This is a genomic window from Sphingomonas sp., assembly GCF_032114135.1.
Taxonomy (GTDB): Bacteria; Pseudomonadota; Alphaproteobacteria; order Sphingomonadales; family Sphingomonadaceae; genus Sphingomonas.
In genome coordinates, this window is the sequence record NZ_DAMCTA010000001.1 from 264,876 (window position 1) to 287,655 (window position 22,780).

A 22,780-nucleotide genomic window follows, 5' to 3' on the forward strand; every position below is an offset into this window, starting at 1 on the left:
TCCAGACACAGCGATCTCAACTGGTTAACGACTGAATTTTTTATACGATCGTTTGGTCGGTGGGGTCGGGACATGTCTATAACGTTTCCAACCGTTCTCCGTGCGTGTGCCTTGCGCGTCGGCCGCGGATTTGGAGACCGCATATATGCTGGCCGGCTACACCATTCGTGCGAAGCTGATGTTCTGTCTGATCCTGTTCGCAATCGCGTTCGGGGCGACGATCCTGACGCTCAACCTCAGCGTACGGTCGAATACCGCCAAGTTCGATACGCTGCTCGCCGATCGCGTGCTGCCCCTCCGGCAGCTCAAGGCTGTGGCGGATGCCTATGCCGTCAGCATCGTCGATGCATCGCACAAGGCCCGCAACGGTAACTTCACGCTGGCCGAAGCGGAGAAGCAGGTGTCCGAAGGGCGCGCGATCGCCGCGGCCAATTGGAAGGCCTATCGTGCCACGTCGATCGTCGGACATGAGGCCGATCTTGCCGCGACAGCAGAGACACGCATCCGGTCTGCGGATGCGGAAGCGGACGTGCTGGAGACGCTGCTGAAGCGCAACGATCGCGTCGGCCTCGACGCGTTCGTGGTGCACCGCCTTTATCCCGCGATCGATCCCGTCTCGGCTGCGCTGGGCGACCTTGTTTCCGAGCAGATCCGCATCTCGGAACAAGTGACCGGCGATGCGAGCGCGCAAAACCATCTCGTTGCCTCGATCGCGATCGGCATCGCGATCCTCGTCGCCGCAGTGTGGCTGTTCGCGCTTCAGATCGCGCGCAAGAGCATCATCCGGCCGATCGGCACGCTGGCGGACACCATGGAGGCGCTGGCCGCGGCGCAGGACACCAGCATTCCCTTTACCAAGCAGGGCGACGAGATCGGGCGCATGGCGCGCGCTTGCGAAATCTTTCGGCTCGCAGCGGCCGAGCGCGCCCGGGCGGAGGAGGAAAATGCCGCGACGCAGGCCCAGGTCACCAGCGCACTGCGCACGGCGATTACGGCGATTTCGGACGGCGATCTCACGCGGGACATTCGCGATGCTTTCCCAAAGGACTATGAACCGGTCCGCCAGGAGTTCAACGCCGCGTTGGCAAGCCTGCGCGGCCTCATTTCCGCCGTGCTGGACAGTGCGACCGCGATCAACGGAGGCGCCGGCGAAATTGCGCAGGCATCCGAGGATCTGGCGCGGCGCACCGAAGCCAATGCGGCGAGCCTGGAAGAGACGGCGGCCGCGATCACCCAAATGGATGGTCGCCTGAAGACGACGGCGATTGCTGCGACCGAGACCGTCTCGCGGGCAGATGGCGCGACCGCGACGGTGGGCAGTGGTCGCGAGACGACCGATGCCGCGGTGGTGGCGATGACGCGCGTCGCCGAGAGCGCGAAGGGGATCGACAGCGTTATCGAGGGCCTCGACAAGATCGCGTTTCAGACGCGCGTGCTGGCGATGAACGCGGCGGTGGAGGCCGGCCGGGCGGGCGAGGCGGGCCGGGGTTTCGCCGTCGTCGCCGATCTGGTTTCGGCGCTGGCGATGCGCGCGGAGGAGGAGGCCGGTCGTGCCCGCGATCAGCTGACCGCGACGCAGACCGATATCGTCGCGGCGGTCGGTATGGTGCAGAAGGTGGACGCGGCGCTTGCCGTGATCGCGGCCGATGTCGATGAAGTGCACGGTCTGTTGTCCGGCATGGCGTCGGACAATCAGGCCCAATCGACTGCGGTCACGCAAATTTCGTCCGCGGTCGGTACAATGGACCAGTCGACCCAGCAGAATGCCGCGATGGTGGAGCAGACTTCGGCTGCGGCACGCAATCTCTCAGGCGAAGTCCAGGCGCTGATGACGCAGGCGCATCGGTTCGATGTCGGGGCTCGTCACGCCGCGCCCAAGGTAGCGGCGCGCGTCGCCCCGCCCAGCGGCTATGTCTCGCCGGTCAAGCCGATGCCCGCCGCCGCGCGCGCAACGGCATCGGCCGGTGCCGGCGATTGGGCGTCGTTCTGAACCGCGACGTATCGCGGCATAGAAAAGGCGCCCGGGCCGAAGCCCGGGCGCCCCGTCGCGGCGCCTAAGGGAGGGGACGCCGCGCGCTCGCAGATGGGGTTATGCTGCGTTGGCCGTGCGATGGTCGATCGCGGCCGGCTCGCTGCCGGTACCCACCTGGATCTTCTTGGGCTTCATCGCCTCGGGCACCTCGCGCAATAGCTCGATCGTCAGCAGGCCGTCGGCCAGGTTCGCATTCTCTACCCGCACGAAATCGGCGAGTTCGAAGCGGCGCTCGAAGCTGCGGTTGGCGATGCCCAGGTGCAAATAATTGCCCTGGTTGTTCTCATTCTCCCCGGCCTTCTTGCCGGACACCAGCAGCAGGTTCTGCTGCGCGGTGATGTCGATCTCGTCCGGCTTGAAGCCGGCCACCGCGATGGTGATGCGATAGCGGTCTTCGGCAAGTCGTTCGAGGTTGAAGGGGGGGTAATTTTCCGACGTCGCCTGACGGGCACTGGCTTCGAGCATGTCGAACAGCCGGTCGAACCCGATCGCCGAGCGACGGAAGGGAGTAAAGTCGAGCTGACGCATCTTCAGATTCTCCTGTGAGCAATTTGAACGTCGAACGTTTCGATGCCCGGCCAACTGCCGCGGCATCGGTGCGAAGCCCGTTCGGCGCCTCGCCACGCTGATCTGGTGTTGCGGTTTGCAGATTCAAGAGGGGCCCAATCCCTCCTAGGCGGCGCTAAACATCTCCTTCCTCGCTAAACCCCATCGATGAAGTGGAGATTGCGGCAACGAACTAGGGGAACATGATGAGCCTGCCGCTGATTCCGCTGCTGCTGCTATCGACTGCGATGCCTGCCGCGCACGATCCCGACGTGCCGGTGCCCCCCGCCGCCGAGGAGCCGCAGCAGCGTCAGGATGGCGACATCGTCGTGACCGCCCGGCGCCGCGAGGAGCGGGTGCAGGATGTGCCGGTTGCAATCTCGGTGCTCAGCGGCGCGACGCTGGCGGAGGCGGGGGCGTTCAACGTGGCCCGCATCCAGCAGTCGCAGCCGGCGCTGCAATTCTCTTCGAGCAACCCGCGCAACACCGCGATCAACATCCGCGGGCTCGGCGCGCCGTTCGGCCTCACCAATGACGGGATCGAGCAGGGCGTCGGCTTCTATGTCGACGGCGTCTATATCGGCCGGGTCGGTGCCTCGACCTTCGACTTCGTCGATGTCGAGCGCGTCGAGGTGCTGCGTGGGCCGCAGGGCACGCTCTACGGCAAGAACACGACGGCTGGCGCGATCAACATCACCACGCGCAAGCCGAGCTTCACCCCCGAGGTGCGGTACGAAGCGAGCACGGGCAATTACAACTTCCTCCAGATCAAGGGTTCGGCCTCGGCGCCGATCGCGGACGACAAGCTGGCGGTGCGGCTGTCGACCTCGGTGACCAAGCGCCAGGGCACGATCTACGACACCCGGTCGGACATCAATCTCCACCGCCTCGACAATTACGGCGTGCGCGGCCAGCTGCTGTGGCGCGCGGCGCCCAATCTCGACCTGACGCTGTCGGGGGACTTCAACCTGCAGAACCCGCTGTGCTGCGTGCAATATTACGTCCGCACCGGCGCGACCCAGCGGCCGCTCAACCGGCAATATGCCGCGCTGGCGGCGGCCTTCGGCTATGCACCGCCGAGCACCAACCCCTTCGACCGCCGCACCGATCTCGATGCGGACATCAACTCGCGCCAGGAAATCGGCGGCGCCTCGCTGGTCGCGAACTGGGACCTGGGCCCGGCGACAATCACCTCGGTCAGCGCCTGGCGCTATTGGGACTGGAAGCCGGCGAACGATCGCGATTTCGTCGGCCTGCCGATCACCACCGTCTCGCAGAACCCGTCGCAGCAGAAGCAGGTGACGCAGGAGCTGCGGATCGCCTCGAACGGCAGGAACCGGCTCGATTACACCGCGGGCGTATTCGTCTTCCACCAGACGATCGACACGCAAGGGTCGCAGGTCCAGGGCCCGGCGGCGAGCCGCTGGTTGCTCAACCCGACCAGCGCGGCGGCGAACAATCCGGCGACGCTCAATGGGCTCACCTCGAAGAACACGATCGGGTTCGACAACACCAGCTTCGCGGTGTTCGGCAAGCTCAACTGGGAAGTGGTTCCCAAGCTGCGCTTCCAGCCCGGCCTGCGGGTGAACTACGACAAGAAGACCGGCTCCTATCTAGCGGTCGTCACCAACGGTGCGGGCAGCACGACGCTGACCGCCGACCAGCGCGGGGTGCTGGCGCCGCAGAATTATGCGGCGCGGTTCAGCGACTGGAATGTCTCGGGCGACGCGACGCTCTCGTACGACTTCGCGCGCGACGTGCACGGCTATGCAACCTATGCGCGCAGCTTCAAATCGGGCGGCATCAACCTGTCCGGCCTGCCGCTCGATGCGAATAACAACCCGATCCTGGGTGCCGCCTCGGTAAAGCCCGAGAAGGTCAATCATTTCGAGCTCGGCCTGAAGACGCAGTTCCTCGATCGCCGCGCGACGCTGAACCTCGCCGGCTTCTGGACCGAGGTGAAGGACTACCAGGCGACCGTGACCAACGGCCAGCTCGGCGTCATCCGCGGTTATCTCGCCAATGCCGACAAGGTGCGCGTCCGCGGCGTCGAGTTCGATTCGAACTTCCAGCCGACCGATCGCTTCAAGCTTTACGTCAACGGCGCCTATACCGACGCCAAGTACGTCCGCTTCCGCGACGCACCGTGCCCGCCCGAGCTGTCGGGCGGGACCACGGGTGCCACGCCGAGCGCACCCGGCACGCCGGGCGGGGTGAGCCCGGCCAATTGCGACATTTCGGGCCAGGTGCTGCCGGGTATCTCCAAATGGGCGCTGGGCTTTGGCGGCGAGGTGAATGTGCCGGTGCAGGAAGGCCAGGTCTATCTCGGCTATGACGGCAGCTGGCGCTCGCGCTTCTCGTCCAACCCGTCGCCTTCCGCCTATACCTGGATCGACGGCTATTCGCTCTCCAGCTTCCGGCTCGGCTATCGCAAGGGGAAGGTGAACGCCTTCGCCTGGGTGCGGAACGCCTTCGACAAGCGCTATTTCGAGCTGCTCTCGGTGCAGTCGGGCAATACCGGGCTGATCGTCGGCCAGCCGGGCGACCCGCGTACCTGGGGTTTCACGATCAGCGGCTCCTTCTGATCGTGACACGCACTGGCCTCCTGCCATGGCCGGGGGAGGTTGGCGGGCGGGGCAGGGCGACCTGCTCCGCCCGATAGTTTCCGCCTTCGTCATCCCCGCGAAGGCGGGGATCCATTTGCCAGGACATTTCGGCACCAGCCGCAACGACTCCATCAATGGATCCCCGCCTTCGCGGGGATGACGGCGGAGAGGAATGGTCGCGAAAGCCGCTACCAGGGCAGGCGCGCACCAAGTCCGCGCGAAGATCGTGCCGAGATGAAACAGCCGGCTGAGGCCCTGGAAAAGCAAACGCCCGGGCCGTTGCCGACCCGGGCGCCTGCGTGACGACTGCTCGTCAGCCCCCTTAGTAGCTTCCCGCATCAAACACTTGCGATACTTCGCATGTGGAGCTGGGAACCTTCCCCGAACCGTGGCCTTTTTGCGCCTGCGCTTCGACGGTTTCTTGGTAGAAGGCTGGAGCGCCTTTGTCACCGGTCGACAGCTTGGCGTCATCAGATTGCGGCAAGCCTGTGTCGAATCGGCAACAGAACGCTTCCCACGCCGCGCAACCGGCCTTAGAGGACCCTCATGCTACTCTCGCGCTACGAGCGAATGATCGCCCGCCGCTATCTGCTGCCCGGGCGCAGCGAAGCCTTTATCGCCGTCGTCGCCGGCTTCAGCTTGGTTGCCGTGATGCTCGGCGTCGCCGCGCTGATCGTGGTGATGAGCGTCATGAACGGCTTCCGCGCCGAGCTGTTCGACAAGATCTCCGGACTGAACGGCCATGCCGTGGTGCAGGGCTATAACGGCCAGCTGCGCGACTGGCGCCGCATCGCCGACGAGGCCAGGGCGATCCCGGGCGTTACCGCCGCCACCCCGCTGATCGAGCAGCCGCTGTTCGCCAGCTATAACGGCCGGGTCGAGTTCGCGCTGGTCCGCGGGCTGCGGCTGGAGGACATCCTCAACAACCCGACGCTGAAGGGCAAGGAGATACTTGGCTCCTTCAAGAACCTCAAGCCGGGCAGCGAGCAGATCGCGATCGGATCGCGATTGGCGGAATCGCTGGGCGCATCGATCGGCAGCCAGATCTCGATCATCAATCCGCAGGGCTCCGCCACGCCCTTCGGCACCATGCCGCGCATCGTTCAGTATCGCATCGCCGCGATCTTCGAGGTGGGCGTATACGACTATGACAAGGCCTATATCCTGATGCCGATGCAGGACGCGCAGACGCTGCTGCTGCTCGGCGATTCGGTGCAGATGATCCGTGTGGACACCAACAAGCCGGAGAAGATCGAGGAAGTTACCCGGCCGCTCGCCGACAAGGTCGCCAATATCGGCCAGATCACCGACTGGCGGCAGATGAATCGCGAGCTGTTCGAGGCGATCTCGCTCGACCGCACCGTGACGTTCACCGTGGTTTCGATCATCCTCGTGGTCGCGGCGTTCAACATCATCTCGTCGCTGATCATGCTGGTCCAGGCCAAGCGGCGCGACATCGCGGTGTTGCGGACGATGGGCGCCAGCAAGAGCGGGCTGATGCGGATATTCGTGACGGTGGGTACCACGATCGGCGCGCTGGGCGTGCTGGCGGGCATGATTCTGGGCTTTCTGATCGTGAACTATCGCGAGGGCGTGGCGACCGTCATCGGGCTGGTGACGGGGCAGAAGGTATGGGACCCGCAGATGCGCTTCCTCACCGAGCTGCCCGCCAAGACCGATCCGCTGCAGACCATCGCGATCTGCGCGATGGCGCTGCTCTTCACCTTCCTCGCCACCCTCTACCCTGCGTGGAAGGCGGCGAGCACCGATCCCGTCCAGGTGCTGCGCTATGAATGAACCGGTTCTCCAGACCCGCGACCTGCGGCGCAGCTTCGAGCAGGGTGGGGTGCGGATCGACGTGCTCCGCGGGGTCGATCTGGCGGTGCAGCCGGGCGAGATCGTGGCGCTGCTCGGCCCCTCGGGCTCGGGCAAGTCGACCCTGCTCCAGGCGGTGGGGCTGCTCGAAGGCGGGTTCGAGGGATCGATCCGCATCGGTGGCGAGGAGGCGGCCCGACTGCCCGCCGGTGGCCGGACCGAGATGCGGCGCGACAAGCTCGCCTTCATCTACCAGTTCCACCATCTGCTGCCCGATTTCGATGCGACCGAGAATGTCGTGCTGCCGCAGCTGATCCGCGGCGCGACCCGGGCGGCGGCGCAGGCGCGGGCGACCGAGCTGCTCACCCAGCTCGGCCTCGGCCATCGCCTGACCCACCGGCCCAACCAGCTTTCGGGCGGCGAGCAACAGCGCGTCGCGGTGGCGCGCGCGCTCGCCAACCGGCCGCCGCTGGTGCTGGCCGACGAGCCGACGGGCAATCTCGACGAGGCGACTTCGGACCGCGTGTTCGGCGAGTTCCTCAACCTGGTGCGCAACGAAGGCTCGGCGGCGCTGGTCGCTACGCACAACGAACGTCTGGCGGCACGCATGGACCGTGTGGTGCGGCTCCATGAAGGGCGCCTGGAGGAAATGGCATGAGCGAGGCGATCACGCAGCTTCCGGTGACGCTTCCGGACGGCACCACCAGCGACCTGTCCAGGTTCACCGGCCAAGTGCTGCTGATCGTCAACACGGCGTCGAAATGCGGCTTCACCCCGCAGTACAAGGAACTGGAGCAGCTCTGGCGCGCCTATCGCGATCGCGGCTTCTCGGTGCTGGCCTTCCCGTGCAACCAGTTCGGCGGCCAGGAGCCCGGCAATGCCGAGGAAATCGCGAATTTCTGCTCGCTCACCTATGACGTGAGCTTCCCGATCTTCGCGAAGGTCGACGTCAACGGCAGCGACACGGCGCCCTTGTTTCAGGCACTCAAGGCCGAGGCGCCGGGGCTGATGGGCACCCAGGCGATCAAGTGGAACTTCACCAAGTTCCTGGTCAACCGCGCGGGCGAGGTGGTGGAGCGTTATGCGCCCACAACGGCGCCGAGCACGATCGGTGCGGATATCGAAGCGCTGCTCTAAGCATCCGAAAAACAGGAAAAAGCACGGCCGGAGCGGGAGGTGTGTGGATGCCCCGGCCGCGTGTTCCATTTACCATATCTTCATTAACCTGCAGGTCTAGATCGATCCGTTTCGGCGCTATCGTTCGGCCGGGCGCAAAAGCTGTGGAGAAGCGTGGCTCCGGGTTGGCAATTCGGCGCGCGCGCTCCTAGGTTCGGGCATGGCGCATTCCGGTTTCGTCCCGCTTCGGGTTTTCTCCTGCTACACCATGCTCGAAGGGGCGATCGACCCCAAGGCGATCGCCAAGCACGCCAAGAACCACGGCTTCCCCGCCATCGCCGTCGCCGATCGCAACGGCCTCTATGCCGCGATGGGCTTCTCGGATGCCGCCAAGAAGGCGGGCGTCCAGCCGATCGTCGGCACGCTGCTCGCGGTCAAGCGCTCCAACCTCGCCGAGGGGCTGAACGTGCCGATCGACTGGCTCGCGCTCTATGCGCAGGACCAGACCGGCTATGAAAATCTCTGCCACCTCGTCTCGCAGGCGCATCTCGATCGCCCGATCGAGGAGGACGCGCATGTCCCGTTCGCGGCGCTCACCGGGCATACGGATGGCCTGCTCTGCCTGACCGCGGGCGCCGAGGGCGCGCTCGCCCGGCTCTATGCCGAGGGGCAGGACAAAACCGCCGAGGCCTATGTCGCGCAGCTCGAGGCGCTGTTCCCCGAGCGGCTCTATGTCGAGATCGCCCGGCGCAACAACGACATCGAGACCCGGGCCGAGGCCAAGCTGGTCGACCTCGCCTATGCGCGCAACCTCCCGCTGGTCGGCACCAACCCGGCTTGCTTCGCCGAGGCGGATTTCTACGACGCGCATGACGCGATGCTGTGCATCGCCAACTCCACCTATCTCGAAACCGATGATCGCCCGCGCTCCTCGCCCGACGACTGGCTCAAGTCGGCCGAGACGATGAAGACCAATTTCGCCGACCTGCCCGAGGCCATCGAGAACACGCTCGTCGTGGCGCAGCGCTGCGCCTATGCCGCACCCAAGCGCAAGCCGATCCTGCCCAGCCTCGCCGGCGACCGCGAGGGCGAGGCGAAGATGCTGCGCGACTTGAGCTGGGCGGGGCTGAAAGACCGGCTCGATTTCGCCGGGATCACTGATCCCGCCGAAGTGGAAGTATATAACCAGCGTCTCCAGTTCGAGCTCGACATCATCATCCAGATGGGGTTCCCGGGCTACTTCCTGATCGTCGCCGACTTCATCCAGTGGGCGAAGTCCAACGACATCCCGGTGGGGCCGGGACGTGGCTCGGGTGCGGGCTCGGCGGTCGCCTGGGCGCTGACCATCACCGATCTCGACCCGCTCAAGCTGGGCCTGCTGTTCGAACGCTTCCTCAACCCGGAACGCGTCTCGATGCCCGACTTCGACATCGACTTCTGCGAAACCCGGCGCGGCGAAGTGATCCGCTATGTGCAGGAGAAGTACGGCCGCGACCACGTCGCGCAGATCATCACCTTCGGGACGATGAAGGCGCGCGCGGTGATCAAGGATGTCGGCCGCGTGCTCCAGATGAGCTATGGCCAGGTCGATCGCCTCGCCAAGCAGATCCCCAACCACCCGACCGATCCCTGGACGCTGGAGCGCACGCTGAACGGCGTGAGCGAATTCCTCGCCGAATATAACGGCAACGAGGATGTGAAGCGCCTCGTCGACCTGTCGATGCGGATGGAGGGCCTGCCGCGCCACAGCTCGACCCACGCCGCCGGCGTGGTGATCGGCGACCGGCCACTCGCGCAGCTGGTGCCGCTCTACCGCGACCCGCGCTCGGACATGCCGGTCACCCAGTTCGACATGAAGAATGTCGAAGGCGCTGGGCTGGTGAAGTTCGACTTTCTCGGCCTCAAGACGCTGTCGGTGCTCAAGAAGGCCGTGGTGCTGCTCGCCAAGCGCGGCATCGACGTCAATCTCGATCGGCTCGATTGGGACGACGAGGGCGTTTACGCCTTGCTCCAGCGCGGTGACACGGTGGGCGTGTTCCAGCTGGAATCCGAAGGCATGCGCCGCACGCTGACCGCGGTGCGGCCGACCAACTTCGGCGACATCGTCGCGCTCGTCTCGCTCTACCGCCCGGGTCCGATGGACAACATCCCGATGTTCGGTGCGCGCAAGGCCGGGCGTGAGCCGATCGTCTATCCGCACGACCTGCTCGAGCCGATCCTGGGCGAGACCTACGGGATCTTCGTCTATCAGGAACAGGTGATGCAGGCCGCGCAGATCCTCGCCGGCTACACGCTGGGCGGCGCAGACATGCTGCGGCGCGCGATGGGCAAGAAGGTCAAGGCGGAGATGGATGCCCAGCGCAGCATCTTCGTCAAGGGCTGCAAGGAGGTTAACGACATCCCGGCGGCCAAGGCGAACGAGCTGTTCGACTTGATCGACAAGTTCGCCGGCTACGGCTTCAACAAGTCGCACGCTGCCGCCTACGCCTTGCTGGCGTACCAGACGGCGTGGCTCAAGGCGCACCATCCGCACGAATTCTTCGCCGCGTCGATGGCCTATGACATCCACCAGACCGACAAGCTGGCGGTGTTCGCCGACGACATGCGGCGGCTGGGCATCGAGGCGACCTCGCCCGACATCAATGCCAGCGAGGCCGACTTCACCGTGCAGGCGAGCGGCGAGGGGCTGGCGGTGCGCTATGCCCTCGGCGCGCTCAAGGGCGTGGGCGAGCGGGCGATGGAGCTGCTGGTCGAGGAGCGTGAGGCGAACGGTCGTTTCGCCAGCCTCGACGATTTCGCCAAGCGCGTTGATCCGCGCGTGCTCAACAAGCGCCAGCTGGAAACGCTTGCGTCGGCAGGCGCGTTCGACAGCATCGAGCCCAATCGGGCGGGCGTGCATGCCGCGGCGGAGACGATCCTCGCGGTCGCCCAGCGCGACCATGCCAGCCGGATGAGCGGGCAGGGTGGGCTGTTCGGCGATGCCGAGCCGGCCGGCGGCGGGATCACCGTGCCCAAGGACGCGGTCTGGTCGATGTCCGACAAGATCAACGCCGAGAAGGATGCCTTTGGCTATTATTTCTCGGCGCATCCGCTCGATCGCTACGAGCATCTGTTCCGCGGCCAGGGCGTGCGCGACATCGCGTCGCTGCCGGACATGCAGATCCCCGAAGGCGCGCGGGTCACGGCGCAGATCGCGGCGCTGATCGAGGATTGCCGCTACCGCACCTCGGCGCGCGGCAACCGCTACCTGATGGCGACGATCTCGGATCGCAGCGCGCAGATCCAGACCTCATGCTTCGAGGAGCTGATCGCCAAGGACATGGAGGCCTGCGCCAACGGCACCGGCTGCGCGATCCTGACGCTGGAGCTCGACAAGCGCCCGGGCGAGGATACCCCGCGCGCAGCGGTCAAGCGCGTGCAGCCCTTCGACACGCTGGCGGGCACCACCCAGCTCATCCTGGAGATCCGCATCGAGGACCCGACGGTGCCGGCACAGCTGGCCGCGCTGGTCGGCGAGCTGCGCGGCGGGGGCAGGGGCGAGATCCTGCTCCATGCGCCGATCGACGGCGGCGAGGCGACGGTAATGCTCGGCCGCGGCTTCCGGCTGGATACCGAGCTCGCGGCGCGGATCGAGGGCATGCCGGGGGTACAGGCGGCGTCGCTGATCCCGGCGAGCATGAAGCTGGCGGCGGCGGCCTGAGCGTGATCTCCCGCTAGCCCCCTCCACCATTCGCTGGCGCGAATGGTCCCCCTCCCCGGAGCAAGCTCCGAGGGAGGAAACGCAGTACGACCGCGTGGTGTAGCGTCTCCTCCACCGCGAAGCGGGGGAGGGGGACCGCGCCGCGCCAGCGGCGTGGTGGAGGGGCGCCCCGCATATCGACGAACAGGTATGCCCCGAGCGCCCAGCAACAGGATGTAACGCCCGCCCCTCTCGACTCCCGCGCATGAAGGCGTATCCTGCGCTCAAACAGCCACGCAATGGAGAGGCATATGCTGGGCGGCATGCAGGATTTCGAGCTTCGGGTATCCACGCTGCTCGATCACGCGGCACGAGAACACGGCCCGCGCGAGATCGTCACGCGCTGGGCCGATGGTAGCGAGACACGTACCAACTGGGCCGGCATCGCGCGTGATGCGCGGCGGATGGCGCAGGCGCTGGAGCGGCTCGGCATCCGGAAGGGCGACCGCGTCGCGACGCTGGCAATGAACCACAGCCGCCACCTCGTCGCCTGGTATGGTGTGACGGGGATGGGCGCGCTGATCCACACGATCAACCCGCGGCTGTTCGACGACCAACTCGCCTTTATCGGCAACCATGCCGAGGACCGGGTGCTGCTCTACGACCGGATGTTCGCGCCCGTGGTCGAGCGGTTGAAGCCGCACTGGACCACGATCGAACACTATATCTGCTTCGATGATCTCGGAGCCGACGGCTTCGAAGCGTGGATCGGCACCGAGGACGGCGACTATGCCTGGGTGACCGGCGACGAGCGCGAGCCGATGATGCTTTGCTATACCAGCGGCACTACCGGCAATCCCAAGGGCGTGGTCTATACCCACCGCTCCACCGTGATCCACGCACTCACCGAGCTGCAGCCAGCGGAGTTCGATCTTTCCACCCAATCGGTGGCGATGCCGATCGTGCCGATGTTCCACGCGGTCGGCTGGGGGCTGCCCTGGGCGGCGCCGGCGGTGGGGGCGAAGATGGTGTTCTCCGCGCTCAACGACCCCAAGATCCTGTGCGAGCTGATGAACCGCGAGAAGGTTACCCATTCGGCCGGCGTGCCGACCGTGTGGTTCGCGATGTTCCAGCATATCGACGCGACCGGCGAGGCGCCGAAGCACCTCAAGATCGTCACCATCGGCGGTTCGGCGGCGCCGCGCGCGATGATCGAGCGGCTGATGAAGATGGGCATGCGGGTCAATCACGCCTGGGGCATGACCGAGACCAGCCCGATCGGAACCATGGGCGCGCCCTCCCCCGATTGGGACGACCTCAGCTTCGAGGCGCAGGTTGACCAAGTCAGCAAGCAGGGCAAGGTGCCGTACGGTGTCGAGTTGCGGACGGTCGATGACGAGGGCCAGGTGCTGCCGCGCGACGGCAAGAGTTCGGGGCGGCTGCAGGTGCGCGGGCCCTGGGTGGTGTCCCAATATTATCGCGAGGAGAAGCCCGCGATCGATGCCGACAACTGGTTCGACACGGGCGACGTCGCGGTGCTCCACCCGGACGGGGTGATGCAGATCACCGATCGCGCCAAGGACGTGATCAAGTCCGGCGGGGAGTGGATCAGCTCGGTCGAGCTGGAGAATTGCGCCGTGGGCTGCGCAGGCGTTGCCGAGGCGGCGGCGATCGGCGTCCACCATCCGCGCTGGGAGGAGCGGCCGATCCTGCTCGTCGTGCGCAAACCGGGGAGTGACGTGAGCGAGGCGGAAATCCTTGCGCATCTCGGCCAGCACGTCGCCAAATGGTGGCTGCCCGACGAGATCCACTTCGTCGAGAGCCTGCCCCATACGGCAACGGGCAAGCTGCTCAAGATGGAGATCCGGCAGCGCTACAAGGATTATTCGCTCAAGGCGGCGTGAGGGCGGGCGGTGCGGTCCAGCCCATCCCCTTGAGGTCATCCCGGCGAAAGCCGGAATCCATTCGCCTGTCAGTCACAGCAGGCGCCTATACGTCGACCTTAATGGATTCCGGCTTCCGACGGAATGACGATGGGGGCGGAGCCGGCTGGTCCCGCCCCCATCGTGCTTTACTTCCCCGCGACGATCGCCGCGCTCACTTCGCCCGCCTTGGCGTCGCGGAAGCGGGCGCAGGTGCGGATCGTCTCGATCGCGCGGTCGAGGTTGAGCGTGCTGCCCTTGGTGGCGGGGCGCAGCTTGGCATCGACTGCATCGGCCTGCGCGTTCGAGCATAGCGCCCCGAACATCTGCGCTGCCCGGCCCGAGAAGACGCCGCCGCCGCCGCCATTCTTCACGAACTCGTCGAAATGGGCGATCATGAAGTCGCTGGCGAGGTCGCGGGTATAGGGCGACTTGAGGAACGCCGCGACGGTGAACAGTCGCTTGCGGGTATCGACACGCGGATCCTGGAAGTCGTTCAGGAACCAGCGGGCGATGTCCGGATTGTTCGATGCCGTCACGCCCTGACCCAGCGCCTCGAACAGCGCGGGCTTGCCGACGCTCTGGGTCAGAAGCTGCTGGGCAAAGGGCACGCCACGCTCGTTGAGCGCGATCCCCGCCGCGACGCCGCGCCACGCTGGGTCGAGCGCTTTCTCATCGCCCGCCGCGAACGCATCGAACGCGGTCATCAGCTTGGTGCGGAGCGCCGCATCATGGCCGGTGACGGCGACGAGGTCGACCAGATCCTTGCGCAGCTCGCGCTGGTCGGCCTCTTCCTTGGCATAGGCATCGGTCGCCGGATCGAGGCCGATTTTGGCCAGCATCGGGCCATATAGATCGACGAACAGCTTGCGGTAGGCGGGCAGCGCGTGGGCCGTGATCAGCCCGCGCTTCTCCAGATCGCGCAGATTATGCGCGTTTTCGAAGACGATCTTGGTCGAGGGGTTGGTAGCCGTGATGCGAGTGAGCGCGATCGGTCGCGCGACCGGGCTGCGCCCCCCATAGAAGCTGGCCCAGACGCTGTCGTCGATGGCGAGCAGTTCGGCCGCCGGCAGGGTGGGTGTGGCGGCGATCAGCGCATCCCAATCGGCGGGATCGAGCTCGAAGCGATAATAGCCCCAGCCGCCCGCGTTCGGCACCAGCGCGCCGCTGCCCTTGGCGGAAACCGTCATGCTCGGCTTGTCGAGCAGCGTGCAGTTCTTGGTGCCGCCCTGGCGGAGGCAGAGCGGGACGATCCATTGCTCGGCGGGCAGGTTGGCACCGAAGAAGCCGTAGCGCGACTGGGTAGCGGTCAGCGCGCCGCCCTCGCGGTGCAGGGTGACCAGCGGCACGCCCTGCTGGTCGACGAAGCTCTTCAGCGAGGCCAGCACGCGCGGATCATGCGCGGCATCGGCGAGCGAGGCGAAGAACTGGTCGGTGCTGGCATTGCCATAGGCATGGCGCTGCATGTGCAGCCGCACGCCCTCGCGGAAGGCTTCGTCGCCCATATAGGCGGCGATCATCGCGACGACTTGGCCGCCCTTGCCATAGGTGATCTGGTCGAACGCCGCATCGATATCGCCATCGTTCGGGATCGGCTGGTGGATCGGGCGCCCGGCGGCGAGCGCGTCGAGGTTCATCGCGTCAAAGCCTTCCTCAATCGCGTTCAATTCGATCTGCAGGCCCGGGCGCCACTCGTTGCCGATGCGATAGCCCATCCAGTTGGCGAAGCTCTCGTTGAGCCAGATGTCGTCCCACCAGGCGGGGGTGACGAGATCGCCGAACCACTGGTGGGCCAGCTCGTGCGCGATGATCATGCCGAACGCCTGCTTGCGCTCGCTGGAGTCCTTCTCGTCGAGGAACAGGATGCCGTCGCCATAGATGTCGGCGCCGGCATTCTCCATCGCGCCCGGCATGATCGGCGAACCGATCTGGTCGAGCTTGGGGAAGGGGAAGGGCTGGCCGAAATAGTTCTCGAGCAGCGAGACGATCTTGCCGGACTCGTCGCGCGCAAAGGCGAGCTGGCCGGCATTGGGCTTGGTGCCGACCACGCCCAGCGGCATCGGCGTGCTCCGCTGCGGGGTCGGCGGGATCAGCGTCGCAGCGGTGGCGAAGGGGCCGGTGACCAGCGCGACCAGATAGGTCGGCAGCGGCTTGGTGGGCGCGAACTGGTGGCGGACCAGTGCGCCGGCCTTGCGGCTGCTCGCCTCGGGGGCATTGCTGACCGCGGTGTAGCCCGGCTTGGTGGTGATCGAAACGGTGAAGGGCGTCTTGTAGCCGGGCTGATCGAAGGACGGGAAGGCCGCGCGCGCCTCGATCGATTCGAACTGGGTCCAGCTGTACCAGGCGTCCTCGACCTTGACGTGGTACAGACCCTGGGTGCCGGTGCCGAATGCGGCGTCATAATCGAACACCAGCGTCACGCGGCCTGCGGGCAGCGTCTTTCCGAAATCGAGTTGGGCAAGACCGGTGGCGCTCTTCTGGGTGAAGCTGGCGGTGACCGATTTGCCGCCGCTGCGCGCGACAGCCTTGGCGACGTGCAGGTCGCGGCCATGCATCCAGATCGTCCGCGCCGGCGCCTTCAGATCGATGTCGATCTCGGTATGCCCGTTGAAGCGGTCCTTCTCGGGCACAATGGTGAAATCGAGGCGATAGGCGATCGGCGTGGCGGCATCGGGCAGCTTGCCGGAGGGCTGCGCCGGCGTCTGGGCGAGGGCGGCGGCGGGCAGCAGCAAGGCAGAGGAGGCGAAGAGAAGCGCGCGCATCGAGGTTCCTTGGTCGTGGCTGGCGCATGCTTAGGGCAGCGAGCTGCGTAGTCGCAATGGTACACCTGCCGTCTAGGCGCTTGCCCTGTTCCGCCAGCCAACTATGGTACCGCTATCAACGCGTTAGTGGAGAGGGTGTATGGCGAAGATGCTGCGCTGGATCGCGGTCGGACTGCTCGCGTCGGCAACGGCGCAAGCCGCTCCGGGGGATCGCTGGACGACCAGCTGGTGGACGTCGCAGCTCGCGCTAGACTCGCAGAACGCCTTGCCTGCGGCCGATTTCAACGACGCGACGCTGCGCGAGATCGTCAGGCTGCAGGGACCGGCGACACGGCTGCGGGTGCGCTTCACCAACCGCTTCGGTATCGCACCGCTGACCATCGACAGCGCGACGATCGCGCGCGCGCTGGATCCGGCAAGCTCGCGGATCGACGCCGCCACGCTGCGCCCGCTGCGCTTCGGCGGCGCGACGGCGGTGACCATCCCGGCAGGCGCGGATTATTGGAGCGACCCGGTCGAGCTAAAGGCTGCGGGCGGCGCCGATCTCGCCATTTCGCTCTATGTCGCCAATCCGCCGGCGCAGCAGACGGGCCATCCGGGTTCGCGCGGGACCTCCTATCTCGTTCATGGCAACCGCAGCGCCGATCCGGACATGGTCGGGGCCAAGACGGTCGATCGCTGGTTCCAGATCGCCGGCATCGAGGCGGTGGCGCCCAAGGCACGCGCGATCGTGGCGTTCGGGGACTCGATCACCGACGGCTATGGCGTGAAGCCCAACACCAATGCCCGCTGGACCGATGCACTCCAGCGCCGGCTCCGCGCGACGCCGGGGATGGGCGAGGTCGCGGTGCTCAACGCCGGGATCGGCGGCAACCGGCTGCTCAACGACGGGCTGGGCCCGAACGCGCTGGCGCGGTTCGACCATGACGTGATCGGCCAGCCCGGCGTCACGCACCTGATCGTGCTGGAAGGAGTCAACGACTTGGGCACGCTGACCCGTGAGGCGCCGGTGTCGGCGGCGGCGCATAGCGCGCTGGTCGTGCGGATGATCGACGCCTATCGCCAGATCATCACCCGCGCCCATGCCCGCGGCATCAAGGCGATCGGCGCGACGATCATGCCCTATGCAGCTTCCGGCTATTACCATCCCGATGCGCAAAACGAGGCCGACCGCCAGGCGGTCAACCGCTGGATCCGCACGCCCGGCAATTTCGATGCGGTGATCGATTTCGACGCCGCAATGCGCGATCCGGCCGACCCCAAGCGGCTGCGCAAGGACTATGACAGCGGCGATGGGCTGCACCCCTCCGTTGCCGGCTATGCGGCGATGGCGGGGGCGGTGCCGCTCGCGCTACTGCGCTAGAACAGCTCCCCCTGCGGCCCGGCGGGTGGGCGGAACAGGTCGGTGCGGAGCCGCATCCGCTCGCCGTCCAGCCCGTAGCGCTTCACAGCGCGATTGAACCGGGTGCGGAGCAGCTCGGCCCAGGGGCCCTGGCCCCGCATGCGGGTGAAGAAGCCGGGGTCATTGTCCTTGCCGCCGCGGATCGACTGGATCGTCGCCATCACCTTGGCGGCGCGATCGGGGAAATGTGCGTCGAGCCAGGCGCGGAACAGCGGGGCGACTTCCCAGGGCAGCCGCACCGGCAGGAAGAAAGCGCCGCGCGCGCCCGCCGCCGCCGCGCGTTCGAGGATATGCTCCATCTCGTAATCGGTGATGTGCGGGATCACCGGCGACATCGAGACGAACACCAGCACGCCAGCGTCAGTAAGCGTGCGGATCGCCGCCAGGCGGCGCTCGGGATGGGGCGCGCGCGGCTCCACCGTCATCGCGATCTTCGGATCCAGCGATGTGACCGACAGCATCACCGCGGCCAGCCCCTGCGCCGCCATGGGGGCGAGCAGGTCGAGGTCCTTCACCACCCGGTTGGACTTGGTGGTGATCGTCACCGGGTGGCGGCATTCGGCGAGCAGTTCGAGGCAGCCACGGGTGATCCGCCAGGTCGATTCGATCGGCTGATAGGGATCGGTATTGGTGCCGAACGCGATCGGCTTGCAGACATAGCCGCGCTTGCCGAGCTCGGCGCGGAGCAGGTCCGGCGCGGTCGGCTTCACGAACAGCTTGCTCTCGAAATCGAGGCCGGGCGACAGGTCGAGATAGGCGTGGCTCGGGCGTGCGAAACAGTAAATGCAGCCATGTTCGCAGCCGCGATAGGGGTTTACCGATTGCTCGAAGCTGATGTCGGGCGACTGGTTGCGGCTGATGATCGTGCGCGGGGTCTCCACCGTAACCGTGGTGCGCAGCGGCGGCGGGGCGCCGTCGATCGCTTCCTGTGCGTCGAGCCAGTCGCCGTCCGCCTCGCGGGCGGGGAGGTTGAAGCGCGCGCTCGCGTCGTTGAACGTAGCACCGCGGACGGGGCGACTCTTTGCCATTGCGCGATGCTAGGCCGCCCGATAGAACGAATCAAGAACGTTGAGGGGATGAAGGATGGCGCGGCTGAATTATCTCGAACTGCCGGTTGGCGACGTGGGCGCGCTCAAGGGCTTTTACGGCGCGGTGTTCGACTGGCAGTTTACCGATTTCGGGCCGAGCTATGCAGCGACGATGACCGGGGATACCGATGTGGGGCTCGATGGCGATGCGCAGGGTCGCACGCAGCTGCTGCCGGTGATTGCGGTCCAGGATCTGGAGGCGACGCTGGCGGCGGTGGAAGCGGCAGGCGGTATCGTCACGCTGCCGATCTTCAGCTTTCCCGGCGGGCGGCGGTTCCATTTCCGCGATCCGCAGGGACATGAGCTGGCGGCGTGGGTGATGGAGGAGTGACCGCAGTACCCTCGTCGGAGAGGAAGGGACTTCGCGTATCGCCAATCCACCGTCATTCCCGCGGAAGCGGGAATCCATTCGCCTGTGCGCTGCGGGGAGGGAACCGCGGGTTCAGCGCCAATGGATTCCCGCCTTCTTGGGGATGACGCGCTATGTGCGGAAGAGCGGTAGCAGCTTGCCCGTACGCGATGAGGCACGCTTACCGCTCCTGCAGCCGTCCCATCAGCTCGACAAAGTTGCAGGGCTTGTGGCGGATGTCGAGCTGCGTGGCGAGGATGCCGTCCCAGGCGTCGGTGACCGCGCCGGTCGAGCCCGGCAGCGCGAAGATATAGGTGCCGCGGGCCACCCCGGCGGTGGCGCGCGACTGGATCGTCGAGGTGCCGATCTTGGCGAAGCTCAGCCAGCGGAACAGCTCGCCGAAGCCGGGGATTTCCTTGTCCCACACCCGGGCAAGGGCTTCGGGCGTCACGTCGCGGCCGGTCACCCCCGTACCGCCGGTGGCGAGAATCACCTCGACCCCGGGTGCCGCGATCCATGCCTCGAACTGTGCCGCGATCGCATCGACATCGTCGCGCAGGATCGCCCGGTCGCTGAGCAGATGGCCTGCTTCGGTGAGCCGCTCGACCAGCCGGTCGCCCGAGCGGTCCTCGGCCAGCGTGCGGGTGTCGGAGACGGTGAGGACGGCGATTCGGACGGGGCGGAAGGCGATGCTCTCGTCAATTGCCACGCGCGACCTCGCTCGGCAGCTTGGCGGCGCTGATCGTCACCGCGGCGCCGGTCGCGGGCAGCTGGAACTGCTGCTGGATTGGCGCGGGTTCCACCGGCTGCGGCGCCGGGAAGGTGAGCGTCGGCGCGCGCAGGGTCTTGAGCTTTACCGCCTTGGCGCCGGCCATGCCCGGGAAGCGCGGCCACATGCCGCCCGACAGCGCGACGCGGCTTGGGGACGGCTTGCCGTCGTGCAATTCGTACATCCAATAATTGCGCAGCACGGTCATCACATAGCCGCGCGTTTCCCAATAGGGGATGCTCTCGATATAGAGCAGCGGGTCGCCGCCATCGCGCGACGCCTGGTTCCAGACGTCGACGGGGCTGGGACCGGCATTATACGCGGCGATGACCTTGGGCAGCAGGCCCTGCGTCATCGGCATGTCGCGCAGCTGCTCGAGATAGGACTGGCCGATCTCCATGTTGACCGACGGCTTGGTAAGGTCGCTGGCAGCATAGGTCACGCCGCGGCGGCGACCCACGTCGATCGCCGCACCGGTCTTCACCTGCATCAGCCCCATCGCGCCCGCCGCGCTGCGGACCTCGGCGTTGAATCGCGATTCCTGGAGCGTATGCGCGAACACCAGCGAGCGGTCGACGCGCCAGCCGCCATCCGGCGACCAGTTCGGCACCGGATAGCGTGCCTCGACGATCGGCCTGGCCCCCGCCGGGCCGTTGTGCGCAAGCCACAATTCGGTCTGCGGCAGGCTCAGCTGTGCGGCAAGGCGGGTGAGTGCACCGTGATCGTCGGGCGTGCAGAACTTGGCCTGGTGGCGGAGCACCTGATCGGCCAGCGACGTCTCCCCGATTTCGCTCAGCGCCGCGGCGACCCGGATGTTCGGGCGCCGCTCGAGCGCGGTCCAGTCCTTGCTGACGAAGCGGTCGCCTTCGAGCCGCTTATCCTCAAGGCCCAGGCTGGAGCGGGCGAGCAGCCCGTAAAAAGTCTCGCCATATTGGCTGGCGGCGCGCAGCTTGGCGGCAACGCGATCGGGGCGACCGCACGCCATCTCTGCGCGCGATCCCCAGAACAGGCCCGCCGAGCGCAGCTCGGTATCGCTGGCGCGGGTAGCAACGCGCTCGAAGGAGGCGGTGGCACCGGCGCAATCTTGCTGGCGCCAGGCGGCGAGGCCATCGGCCCAGTCGGCTTGCGCCGCCCACTCGCCCAGGCCTTGTTCGGCCTTGGCGGCCATGCGGCGGGCATTGGCGTCGTCACCCGCGACATAGTAGATCCAGGCGACTTTTTGCTGCCATTCGGTCAGCGCCTCGGGCGTCAGGTCCCCCGCGAAGCGCGTCACCACCGCCTCGGCGGCCGGGCCGTTGTCGGTCTTGACGTAGGGCGACATCAGGATCGCAACTTCGGTCGCCGCATTGTCGCTGCGGATCGAACGGGCGCGCTTGCGGATCGGCGCACCGTCGAACCATATCAGCCGCTGGGCGACCGGCAGCACGGGGAGGTCGTTGACGCCGCGCGTCTTGGCGAGACGGACGAGCTGTTCGGCCTGGGGCAGTTCCGGCGCCTCGGTGATTAGCGCGACCAGCTGGTCGGCCTCGACGCGGGGGCTGCCCTTGGCGGTGTAGAGCTGGGCGCGGGCGATCGCGTGCAGCGGGCCCGGCTTCATCGAATCTAGCTTGATCTGCGCATCCGCCCAGCGGCCGTTGCGGATGGCATCGAAGACGAAGCGGTAATCGGCGCGCTGATCGGCATCGAGCTGGGGCGGTATGCCCTCGCCGGCGCGCTTGCCGGTGGCGGGGGTCGGGGCGTCCTCGTCGATGATCGCGGGGCTGGTGTCGTCGGGCGGCGCGGCCAGGGCCGGCGTGGCGATCGGCGCCGTCATCAGCGTGGCGGCAAGCAGGATGCGCAAGGTCAAAGGCTCGGTCCCCGGCTCAGCAGCAACAGATGTTTCCAGGTTTCGCTCTTGGCGCCCGGTCGCTCGATCAGTGAGCGCGGATGGTAGGTCGCCACCACCTGTGTATTGGCGTCGTAGCGGTTAACGTCGTGCGAACGAAGCTCCGGCGGCCATGCTTCCGCCCCGAGAACCGCACGGGTTGCCGCATGGCCAAGCAGCAGCAGCTTCGTCGGCCGCACGAACGACAGGAATTGGGCGGCGTGCTCGACCAGCTTCGGCGCGGCATCGGCGGGCACCTGGCCGGTGGCGGGGCGGGCGAAGCAGAGCGGGACCAGCTGCACCGAGTCGCGCGCGAGGCCGACGGCGGCGAGCATGCGATCCAGCAATGCGCCGGCGGGGCCGCTCCACAGCGTGTCGCTATCCTCGGGCTCGGGCATGTCGACAAAAATCGTCCAGACTGGATTTTCGACGATCGCCGGGGCGATCAGCGGGCTGTGCCAGCCGGCCTCGGGGGCCGCTCCACCGGTCCGCCAGGCAAGGAATTCGGGCAGCGTCTGCGGAAGCGTGGGCGCCGGCGCCGCTACGGCAGGCGCGGGCCGCGGCTCGGAGCGCAACGGCGCGGGCTTGGCGAACCAATCGCGCACGTCGTCTTCCACGAGTACGTCGACCCCGGCGGAGTCCCACCATTCGAGCGCGCTCGCGAGCGACTTGTGCCAGCTATTGTCTGGTTCTGCCCCCATACCCATTCTTTGAATCCCAGTTGACGGCGGGGTCAATCTGGCTTCATCGCCGGATAGACGGAACGTTGCGCGCGCGCGACGACAGGTGGCCGCGAGGGCCGTGTTAGTACGAAGGACTTAGGGGAACAA

At 66.7% G+C, this 22,780-nt stretch carries 15 protein-coding genes; 9 read left to right on the plus strand and 6 right to left on the minus strand.

Annotation, left to right across the window (positions count from 1 at the left end; translation table 11 throughout):
* The first annotated feature begins 130 nt into the window (after positions 1 to 130).
* Positions 131 to 1,990, plus strand: coding sequence for a methyl-accepting chemotaxis protein (locus tag RT655_RS01340; protein WP_409530228.1), 1,860 nt, complete (start codon positions 131 to 133; stop codon positions 1,988 to 1,990).
* 99 nt (positions 1,991 to 2,089) lie between these two features.
* On the opposite strand, the gene RT655_RS01345 is transcribed toward RT655_RS01340, so the two are convergent.
* Positions 2,090 to 2,560, minus strand: a complete 471-nt coding sequence (locus tag RT655_RS01345) for an Hsp20 family protein (RefSeq protein ID WP_313534584.1) — start codon at positions 2,558 to 2,560, stop codon at positions 2,090 to 2,092.
* 224 nt (positions 2,561 to 2,784) lie between these two features.
* Here RT655_RS01345 and RT655_RS01350 point away from each other — a divergent pair, with 224 nt between their 5' ends.
* From RT655_RS01350 to RT655_RS01375, 6 genes are all read left to right on the plus strand, one after another.
* Entirely contained in the window at positions 2,785 to 5,163 is a 2,379-nt protein-coding gene (locus RT655_RS01350; RefSeq protein WP_313534585.1) for a TonB-dependent receptor, read from the plus strand.
* A gap of 567 nt (positions 5,164 to 5,730) precedes the next feature.
* Positions 5,731 to 6,981 (plus strand): lipoprotein-releasing ABC transporter permease subunit, encoded by a 1,251-nt coding sequence (locus RT655_RS01355; protein ID WP_313534586.1) that lies wholly within the window; start codon positions 5,731 to 5,733, stop codon positions 6,979 to 6,981.
* Entirely contained in the window at positions 6,974 to 7,657 is a 684-nt protein-coding gene (locus RT655_RS01360; RefSeq protein ID WP_313534587.1) for an ABC transporter ATP-binding protein, read from the plus strand. The genes RT655_RS01355 and RT655_RS01360 overlap by 8 nt, the downstream gene beginning before the upstream one ends.
* On the plus strand, positions 7,654 to 8,136 hold the full coding sequence (locus tag RT655_RS01365) for a glutathione peroxidase (protein ID WP_313534588.1): 483 nt from the start codon (positions 7,654 to 7,656) through the stop codon (positions 8,134 to 8,136). Before RT655_RS01360 ends, RT655_RS01365 begins: the two co-directional genes overlap by 4 nt.
* A 199-nt stretch (positions 8,137 to 8,335) precedes the next feature.
* Complete coding sequence (gene dnaE, locus RT655_RS01370) at positions 8,336 to 11,815, plus strand: DNA polymerase III subunit alpha (RefSeq protein ID WP_313534589.1); 3,480 nt, start codon at positions 8,336 to 8,338, stop codon at positions 11,813 to 11,815.
* Positions 11,816 to 12,105: 290 nt separating this feature from the next.
* Entirely contained in the window at positions 12,106 to 13,698 is a 1,593-nt protein-coding gene (locus tag RT655_RS01375; protein ID WP_313536872.1) for a long-chain fatty acid--CoA ligase, read from the plus strand.
* Between the two features lie 167 nt (positions 13,699 to 13,865).
* Here RT655_RS01375 and RT655_RS01380 read toward each other — a convergent pair whose 3' ends face one another.
* The gene (locus RT655_RS01380) at positions 13,866 to 16,478 is read right to left on the minus strand and encodes a M1 family metallopeptidase (protein ID WP_313534591.1); all 2,613 of its coding nucleotides are present in this window, start codon (positions 16,476 to 16,478) and stop codon (positions 13,866 to 13,868) included.
* A 139-nt stretch (positions 16,479 to 16,617) separates the two neighbouring features.
* Here RT655_RS01380 and RT655_RS01385 point away from each other — a divergent pair, with 139 nt between their 5' ends.
* The gene (locus RT655_RS01385; RefSeq protein WP_313534592.1) at positions 16,618 to 17,841 is read left to right on the plus strand and encodes an SGNH/GDSL hydrolase family protein; all 1,224 of its coding nucleotides are present in this window, start codon (positions 16,618 to 16,620) and stop codon (positions 17,839 to 17,841) included.
* On the opposite strand, the gene RT655_RS01390 is transcribed toward RT655_RS01385, so the two are convergent.
* Positions 17,838 to 18,908: a PA0069 family radical SAM protein gene (locus RT655_RS01390; RefSeq protein WP_313534593.1), complete on the minus strand. Its 1,071-nt coding sequence runs from the start codon at positions 18,906 to 18,908 to the stop codon at positions 17,838 to 17,840. The genes RT655_RS01385 and RT655_RS01390 overlap by 4 nt on opposite strands.
* Before the next feature lie 55 nt (positions 18,909 to 18,963).
* Between RT655_RS01390 and RT655_RS01395 the strand changes: the two genes are divergently transcribed.
* Positions 18,964 to 19,299, plus strand: a complete 336-nt coding sequence (locus RT655_RS01395; RefSeq protein WP_313534595.1) for a VOC family protein — start codon at positions 18,964 to 18,966, stop codon at positions 19,297 to 19,299.
* 199 nt (positions 19,300 to 19,498) lie between these two features.
* On the opposite strand, the gene moaB is transcribed toward RT655_RS01395, so the two are convergent.
* Genes moaB through RT655_RS01410 form a run of 3 tightly spaced genes read right to left on the minus strand, consistent with a single transcriptional unit; the run spans position 19,499 to position 22,657 of the window.
* A complete protein-coding gene (gene moaB, locus RT655_RS01400) occupies positions 19,499 to 20,026 on the minus strand; it encodes a molybdenum cofactor biosynthesis protein B (protein WP_313534596.1) in 528 nt (175 codons plus the stop codon).
* Positions 20,016 to 21,932: a lytic transglycosylase domain-containing protein gene (locus RT655_RS01405; protein ID WP_313534597.1), complete on the minus strand. Its 1,917-nt coding sequence runs from the start codon at positions 21,930 to 21,932 to the stop codon at positions 20,016 to 20,018. Before RT655_RS01405 ends, moaB begins: the two co-directional genes overlap by 11 nt.
* The gene (locus tag RT655_RS01410) at positions 21,929 to 22,657 is read right to left on the minus strand and encodes a uracil-DNA glycosylase family protein (protein WP_313534598.1); all 729 of its coding nucleotides are present in this window, start codon (positions 22,655 to 22,657) and stop codon (positions 21,929 to 21,931) included. The genes RT655_RS01405 and RT655_RS01410 overlap by 4 nt, the downstream gene beginning before the upstream one ends.
* Positions 22,658 to 22,780: the final 123 nt, after the last annotated feature.

What these genes read in the sequence shown, in the direction of transcription:
- RT655_RS01345 (WP_313534584.1), bottom strand. Translation starts at nt 2,560, where the DNA reads ATGCGTCAGCTCGACTTTACTCCCTTCCGTCGCTCGGCGATCGGGTTC.
- RT655_RS01350 (WP_313534585.1), top strand. Translation starts at nt 2,785, where the DNA reads ATGAGCCTGCCGCTGATTCCGCTGCTGCTGCTATCGACTGCGATGCCT.
- RT655_RS01355 (WP_313534586.1), top strand. Translation starts at nt 5,731, where the DNA reads ATGCTACTCTCGCGCTACGAGCGAATGATCGCCCGCCGCTATCTGCTG.
- RT655_RS01360 (WP_313534587.1), top strand. Translation starts at nt 6,974, where the DNA reads ATGAATGAACCGGTTCTCCAGACCCGCGACCTGCGGCGCAGCTTCGAG.
- RT655_RS01365 (WP_313534588.1), top strand. Translation starts at nt 7,654, where the DNA reads ATGAGCGAGGCGATCACGCAGCTTCCGGTGACGCTTCCGGACGGCACC.
- dnaE (WP_313534589.1), top strand. Translation starts at nt 8,336, where the DNA reads ATGGCGCATTCCGGTTTCGTCCCGCTTCGGGTTTTCTCCTGCTACACC.
- RT655_RS01375 (WP_313536872.1), top strand. Translation starts at nt 12,106, where the DNA reads ATGCTGGGCGGCATGCAGGATTTCGAGCTTCGGGTATCCACGCTGCTC.
- RT655_RS01380 (WP_313534591.1), bottom strand. Translation starts at nt 16,478, where the DNA reads ATGCGCGCGCTTCTCTTCGCCTCCTCTGCCTTGCTGCTGCCCGCCGCC.
- RT655_RS01385 (WP_313534592.1), top strand. Translation starts at nt 16,618, where the DNA reads ATGGCGAAGATGCTGCGCTGGATCGCGGTCGGACTGCTCGCGTCGGCA.
- RT655_RS01390 (WP_313534593.1), bottom strand. Translation starts at nt 18,908, where the DNA reads ATGGCAAAGAGTCGCCCCGTCCGCGGTGCTACGTTCAACGACGCGAGC.
- RT655_RS01395 (WP_313534595.1), top strand. Translation starts at nt 18,964, where the DNA reads ATGGCGCGGCTGAATTATCTCGAACTGCCGGTTGGCGACGTGGGCGCG.
- RT655_RS01410 (WP_313534598.1), bottom strand. Translation starts at nt 22,657, where the DNA reads ATGGGTATGGGGGCAGAACCAGACAATAGCTGGCACAAGTCGCTCGCG.